A 6,210-nucleotide genomic window follows, 5' to 3' on the forward strand; every position below is an offset into this window, starting at 1 on the left:
AACGTCAGCGCTTGGCCGAGACCCCCGTCAGCGCCGTCACCACCGGATCCAGCGCCTGGTTGATCTCGTCGCCGATCGAGCGGAAGAAGGTGATCGGGGCGCCGTACGGGTCGTTGACCTCGTCGGCGTCCACCGACGGGGCCAGGAGCCACCCGCGTAGAGCCGCGGCCGCGCGGACCAGGGCGCGTGCGCGTTCCACCATGCCCTCGTCGCGCGGGTCCGGGAGCGTGGCCGGGTCGATCGCGCGGACCAGGCGGGTGAACTCCTTCAGGGTGAAGGTGCGCAGACCCGCCGAGTGGCCCATCGAGATGACCTGCGCCCGGTGGTCGCGGGTCGCCGTCAGGACCAGGTCGGCGCGGATGACGTGCTCGTCGAGGAGCTCGCGGCCCACGAAGCCGCTGTAGTCCGCGCCGAAGTCGGCGAGGACCAGTTCCGCGTTGGCCTCCATGGGGGCGCCCTCGTGGCCCCAGGTGCCCGCGCTCTCCACGATCAGGCCGCCGCCGAGGGGGTCGCCGAGGCGGTCGCTCAGGGCATGGCGGGTCAGCCGCTCGGTGATCGGCGAGCGGCAGACGTTGCCGGTGCTGACGTGGAGGATGCGGAAGGTGTCGCTCTCTTCGTGCCCCGCTATGCCACGCCCCTCAGGGGCGGTCAACTGGCCACCTCGAGGTCGGGTACGACCTTCCGGAGCTCCTCCGGGGAGAGCGCGCCCTCGCGCAGCAGCACCGGCACCCTGCCCGTGACGTCGACGATGGAAGAAGGAACGATTCCGGGCGTCGGGCCGCCGTCGAGGTAGACGGAGACGGAGTCGCCGAGCATCTGCTGGGCCGCGTCGCAGTCCTCCGGCGCGGGGTGGCCGGTGAGGTTGGCCGAGGAGACGGCCATCGGGCCGACCTCGGTGAGGAGCTCGATCGCGACGGGGTGCAGGGGCATCCGGATGGCGACGGTCCCCCGGCTGTCGCCGAGGTTCCACTGGAGGGACGGCTGGTGCCTGGCGACGAGGGTGAGCGCGCCGGGCCAGAAGGCGTCGACGAGCTCCCAGGCCTGCTCGGAGAAGTCCGTGACCAGGCCGTGGAGGGTGTTCGGCGAGCCGATGAGGACGGGCGTGGGCGTGTTGCGGCCCTGGCCCTTGGCGGCGAGCAGGTCCCCGACGGCCTCGCTGCCGAAGGCGTCCGCCCCGATCCCGTACACGGTGTCGGTGGGCAGCACGACGAGCTCGCCCCGGCGGACGGCGGACGCGGCCTCGCGCAGACCGGTCGCGCGGTCGGTCGACTCGTTGCAGTCGTATCGCCGTGCCATCAGTTCCCGTCCTCCTCGTACACGTGGTTCGTCATGGCAGTCATGGCATCGCCTTGCGGGCGGTCGCGAACCGCGGCCGGTTGTTCAGGTCGGGGTGGTCGGCGGCGTCGACCCAGCCGACCTCCTCGTTGAAGATCCACGGCACCTGGCCGCCCTGCGTGTCGGCGTGCTCGACGACGACGAGTCCCCCGGGCCGCAGCAGCCGGTGCGCCGTGCGCTCCAGGCCGCGGATGAAGTCGAGGCCGTCCTCGCCGGAGAAGAGCGCCATCTCCGGGTCGTGGTCGCGGGCCTCGGGCGCCACGTACTCCCACTCGGTGAGCGGGATGTACGGGGGGTTGGAGACGACCAGGTCGACCTGGCCGTCGAGCTCCGGCAGCGAGGTGAGCGCGTCGCCCTCGTGCAGCGTGACGCGGGAGCCCTCGACGTTCTTGCGGGTCCACGCAAGCGCGTCCTCGGACAGCTCGACGGCGTGCACCCGCGAGCGCGGCACCTCCTGGGCGAGCGCGAGCGCGATGGCCCCGGAGCCGGTGCACAGGTCGACGACGAGCGGTTCGACGACGTCCATGGCGCGTACGGCGTCTATGGCCCAGCCGACGACCGACTCGGTCTCCGGTCGGGGCACGAAGACGCCGGGCCCCACCTGGAGCTCCAGGTAGCGGAAGAACGCCCGCCCGGTGATGTGCTGGAGCGGCTCGCGGGCCTCGCGGCGGGCGACGGCCTCCCAGTAGCGGGCGTCGAAGTCCGCGTCCTTGACGCTGTGCAGCTCCCCCCGCTTGACGCCGTGCACGAACGCGGCGAGCTCCTCGGCGTCGAAACGCGGTGAGGGAACGCCGGCGTCGGCCAGCCGCTGGGTGGCCTGGGCCACCTCGGCAAGCAGCAGGTTCACGCTGGTCCTCCGTGGTGCGGGGGTGGGGCTGGCTTGAGGGGGGGCCTTACGCTGCGGCGAGCTTCGCCGCCGAGTCGGCGTCGACGCACGCCTGGATCATGGCGTCCAGGTCGCCGTCGAGGACCTGGTCCAGGTTGTACGCCTTGAAGCCGACGCGGTGGTCCGAGATCCGGTTCTCCGGGAAGTTGTACGTGCGGATCTTCTCGGAGCGGTCGACGGTGCGGACCTGGCTGCGGCGGGCGTCGGCGGCCTCGGCCTCGGCCTTCTCCTGGGCGGCGGCGAGGAGCCGGGAGCGCAGGATGCGCATGGCCTGCTCCTTGTTCTGGAGCTGGCTCTTCTCGTTCTGGCAGGAGGCGACGATGCCGGTCGGCAGGTGGGTGATGCGGACGGCGGAGTCGGTGGTGTTGACCGACTGGCCGCCGGGGCCGGACGAGCGGTAGACGTCGATGCGCAGGTCGTTGGCGTGGATCTCGACGTCGACCTCCTCGGCCTCGGGCGTGACGAGCACGCCGGCGGCGGAGGTGTGGATGCGGCCGGCGGACTCGGTGGCGGGCACGCGCTGGACGCGGTGCACCCCGCCCTCGTACTTGAGTCGCGCCCAGACGCCCTGGCCGGGCTCGGTGGCGCCGTTGCCGCCCTTGGTCTTCACGGCGACCTGGACGTCCTTGTAGCCGCCGAGCTCGGACTCGGTGGCGTCGATGATCTCGGTCTTCCAGCCGACGCGCTCGGCGTACCGCAGGTACATCCGGAGGAGGTCGCCGGCGAAGAGGGCGGACTCGTCGCCGCCGGCACCCGCCTTGATCTCCAGGATGACGTCCTTGTCGTCGCTCGGGTCGCGCGGGACCAGGAGCAGGCGGAGCTTGTCGGTGAGCTCCTCCCGGTCCTTCTCCAGCTGCTTGACCTCGGCCGCGAAGTCCGGATCGTCGTGTGCCAGCTCGCGGGCGGTCTCGATGTCGTCACCGGTCTGCTTCCAGGAGCGGTAGGTGGCGACGATCGGGGTCAGCTCGGCGTAGCGCTTGTTGAGCTTGCGCGCGTTCGCCTGATCGGCGTGGACCGACGGGTCCGCGAGCTTCGTCTCGAGGTCGGCGTGCTCGCCGACCAGTTCCTCGACCGCCTCGAACATCGGGGGCTCCTGGGGTTTTCGTCAGTTGCTACGGGACGGCAAAGCGCCGGTCCCGGCCACCCGCGCGGGGCGGCCGAGGACCGGCGCAGGGGCTCGCTACTTGGCGGAGCCGGCCTTGCCGAAGCGGGCCTCGAAGCGGGCCACGCGGCCACCGGTGTCGAGGATCTTCTGCTTGCCCGTGTAGAACGGGTGGCACTCGGAGCAGACCTCGGCACGGATGGTGCCCTCGGTGAGGGTGCTACGGGTGGTGAACGAGGCGCCACAGGTGCAGCTGACCTGGGTCTCGACGTACTCGGGGTGGATCTCGCGCTTCAAGGTGTCTCCTAGTTTCGGGAGGGCGCCGGGTCGCCGCCGCGGGTTGCGGACAGCGTGAACCGGGGCCGACGTACCAGTCTGCCAGGACCGGCCGCATCTCCCAAAACGGGGGGCGGTCCGCAGGTATTCCCGGGCTACCTCACGACGCCGTCGGCCTGACCGGTGGCGGTGTCCTCCGTCGCCGACGCGGGGATCGGCAGGTCGCCCTTGAGGGCCTTCCAGACCTGCCGGGACTGCGCTTCGAGGGGGACGACGCGGTTGGGGTCCCGGGGGTCGTACTCGACGGGCAGGGTGACCATCCTGACGTTCCCCGCGCCGATGCCGGAGAGGCCCTTGGCGAAGCCCATCAGCTCCTGGACCGAGTCGAGTTCGGAGTCGGGCGTGATGGCCTTGGTGGCCGCGTCGGCGAGCCCGTACAGCCTGGTCGGGTTCGTGAGGACGCCGACGTCCTTGACCTGGTCGATGAAGGCCTTCATGAAGGCCTGCTGGAGCTGGATGCGGCCGAGGTCGCTGCCGTCGCCGACGCTCTTGCGGGTGCGGACGAGGCCGAGGGACTGCTCGCCGTCGAGGGTGTGCGTGCCCGGGGCGAGGTCGAGGTGGCTCTTGTCGTCCTCGATGGGCCGCGTGGTGGTGATCTCGACGCCGCCCAGCTCGTCGATGAGCTTCTTGAAGCCGGTGAAGTCGACCTCGATGTAGTGGTCCATGCGGATGCCGGACATCGACTCGACGGTCTTGACGGCGCAGGCGGGGCCGCCGACCTCGTACGCGGTGTTGAACATGACCCGCCGCTCGCCCGCGACGGCGGTCCCCCGTCCGTCGGTGCAGGAGGGCCGGGTGACGAGGGTGTCGCGGGGTATGGAGACGACGCTCGCCTTCTTGTGGCCCTCGTAGACGTGCACGACCATCGCGGTGTCGGAGCGGGCGCCGCCCTCGTCCTTGCCGTAGGCGCCGTTGTCGCCGGAGCGGGAGTCGGAGCCGAGGACGAGGATGTCGAGGGAGCCGTTGTCGACGTCGTCGGGGCGCTCGGTGCCGAGCTGGGCGTTGATGTCGACGCCCTGGATGTTGCCGTCGAGTCTGAGGTACGCGTAGCCGAGTCCGGCGCCGCCGAGGACGAGGACCGCGGCGGCCCCCGATATCAGGATCGGCGCCCTGCGCCGTTTGGCCGGCTGCTTGCGGCGCCGCCCGCCGCCCGCGCTCCGCGCGCGCCCGCTCTCGCCCTGCTCGGCCATCGCCTTCGCTCCCTCGGCCCTTGGATTCACCTTCTGTGACGGCGATGCACCCGAAAGGGTTGCACACGGGACCGTGAGGTTTGGAGGGCCTCTGCCCGGAAACGGCACTGCGCCCACCGTGCGGGGCACGGTGGGCGCAGTGGTTCACGCAGGTCACGGCGGGATTACGGGACCGGGGTCCGGCTCTCGTCGTGTGACGCAGCTCTCGCGTCAGTCGTTGTTGCCGGCTCCAGGGGTGGTCTTCTGGATCTGGAGCAGGAACTCGCCGTTCGACTTCGTCGACTTGAGCTTGTCGAGCAGCAGCTCGATCGCCTGCTGCTGGTCGAGCGCGTGGAGCACGCGACGCAGCTTCCAGGTGATGGAGAGCTCGTCGCTGCCGAGGAGGATCTCCTCCTTGCGCGTGCCCGAGGCGTCGACGTCGACGGCCGGGAAGATGCGCTTGTCGGCGAGCTTCCGGTCGAGCTTGAGCTCCATGTTGCCGGTGCCCTTGAACTCCTCGAAGATCACCTCGTCCATGCGCGAGCCGGTGTCGACCAGCGCGGTGGCCAGGATGGTCAGCGAGCCGCCGTCCTCGATGTTGCGCGCGGCACCGAAGAAGCGCTTCGGCGGGTAGAGCGCGGTCGAGTCGACACCACCGGACAGGATGCGGCCGGAGGCGGGCGCCGCGAGGTTGTACGCGCGGCCCAGGCGGGTGATCGAGTCGAGCAGGACGACCACGTCGTGACCCAGCTCCACGAGGCGCTTGGCGCGCTCGATGGCCAGCTCGGCGACGGTGGTGTGGTCCTCGGCCGGACGGTCGAAGGTCGAGGAGATGACCTCGCCCTTGACCGACCGCTGCATGTCGGTGACCTCTTCCGGACGCTCGTCGACCAGGACGACCATCAGGTGGCACTCGGGGTTGTTGTGCGTGATCGCGTTGGCGATCGCCTGCATGATCATGGTCTTGCCGGTCTTCGGCGGGGCCACGATCAGACCGCGCTGGCCCTTGCCGATGGGCGAGACCAGGTCGATGATGCGGGTGGTGAGCACACCGGGGTCCGTCTCCAGGCGGAGGCGGTCCTGCGGGTAGAGCGGGGTCAGCTTGTTGAACTCCGGGCGGCCGCGGCCGGAGTCGGCGGCCATGCCGTTCGCGGAGTCCAGGCGGACCAGCGCGTTGAACTTCTCGCGGCGCTCGCCCTCCTTCGGCTGACGCACGGCGCCGGTGACGTGGTCACCCTTGCGCAGGCCGTTCTTGCGGACCTGGGCGAGGGAGACGTACACGTCGTTCGGGCCGGGCAGGTAGCCGGAGGTCCGGATGAACGCGTAGTTGTCGAGGATGTCCAGGATGCCCGCGACGGGGATCAGGACGTCGTCGTCGGCGA

7 protein-coding genes are annotated in these 6,210 nt (G+C 70.7%); all 7 read right to left on the reverse strand.

What is annotated here, in order from left to right:
• Positions 1-4 precede the first annotated feature (4 nt).
• Positions 5-652, reverse strand: coding sequence for a protein-tyrosine-phosphatase (locus tag K7G60_RS33175; RefSeq protein ID WP_225804674.1), 648 nt, complete (start codon positions 650-652; stop codon positions 5-7).
• Positions 649-1,296, reverse strand: coding sequence for an L-threonylcarbamoyladenylate synthase (locus tag K7G60_RS33180; protein WP_225804675.1), 648 nt, complete (start codon positions 1,294-1,296; stop codon positions 649-651). Before K7G60_RS33180 ends, K7G60_RS33175 begins: the two co-directional genes overlap by 4 nt.
• A 40-nt stretch (positions 1,297-1,336) precedes the next feature.
• The gene (gene prmC, locus K7G60_RS33185) at positions 1,337-2,182 is read right to left on the reverse strand and encodes a peptide chain release factor N(5)-glutamine methyltransferase (RefSeq protein ID WP_225804676.1); all 846 of its coding nucleotides are present in this window, start codon (positions 2,180-2,182) and stop codon (positions 1,337-1,339) included.
• Positions 2,183-2,228: 46 nt separating this feature from the next.
• Positions 2,229-3,305 (reverse strand): peptide chain release factor 1, encoded by a 1,077-nt coding sequence (prfA, locus tag K7G60_RS33190; protein WP_225804677.1) that lies wholly within the window; start codon positions 3,303-3,305, stop codon positions 2,229-2,231.
• Positions 3,306-3,401: 96 nt separating this feature from the next.
• Positions 3,402-3,620: a 50S ribosomal protein L31 gene (gene rpmE, locus K7G60_RS33195; RefSeq protein ID WP_030321069.1), complete on the reverse strand. Its 219-nt coding sequence runs from the start codon at positions 3,618-3,620 to the stop codon at positions 3,402-3,404.
• A 134-nt stretch (positions 3,621-3,754) separates the two neighbouring features.
• Positions 3,755-4,849 (reverse strand): LCP family protein, encoded by a 1,095-nt coding sequence (locus K7G60_RS33200; protein WP_225804678.1) that lies wholly within the window; start codon positions 4,847-4,849, stop codon positions 3,755-3,757.
• Positions 4,850-5,059: 210 nt separating this feature from the next.
• Positions 5,060-6,210: transcription termination factor Rho (gene rho / locus K7G60_RS33205; RefSeq protein ID WP_225804679.1), on the reverse strand; the 1,151-nt coding region annotated here is incomplete at its 5' end.

Origin of the sequence: Streptomyces sp. NK15101 (assembly GCF_020400725.1) — a bacterium.
Lineage (GTDB): Bacteria > Actinomycetota > Actinomycetes > Streptomycetales > Streptomycetaceae > Streptomyces.

Excerpts from the sequence above, each read along its gene's own strand:
- prfA (WP_225804677.1), bottom strand. The coding sequence starts at position 3,305 with ATGTTCGAGGCGGTCGAGGAACTGGTCGGCGAGCACGCCGACCTCGAG.
- K7G60_RS33200 (WP_225804678.1), bottom strand. The coding sequence starts at position 4,849 with ATGGCCGAGCAGGGCGAGAGCGGGCGCGCGCGGAGCGCGGGCGGCGGG.
- K7G60_RS33180 (WP_225804675.1), bottom strand. The coding sequence starts at position 1,296 with ATGGCACGGCGATACGACTGCAACGAGTCGACCGACCGCGCGACCGGT.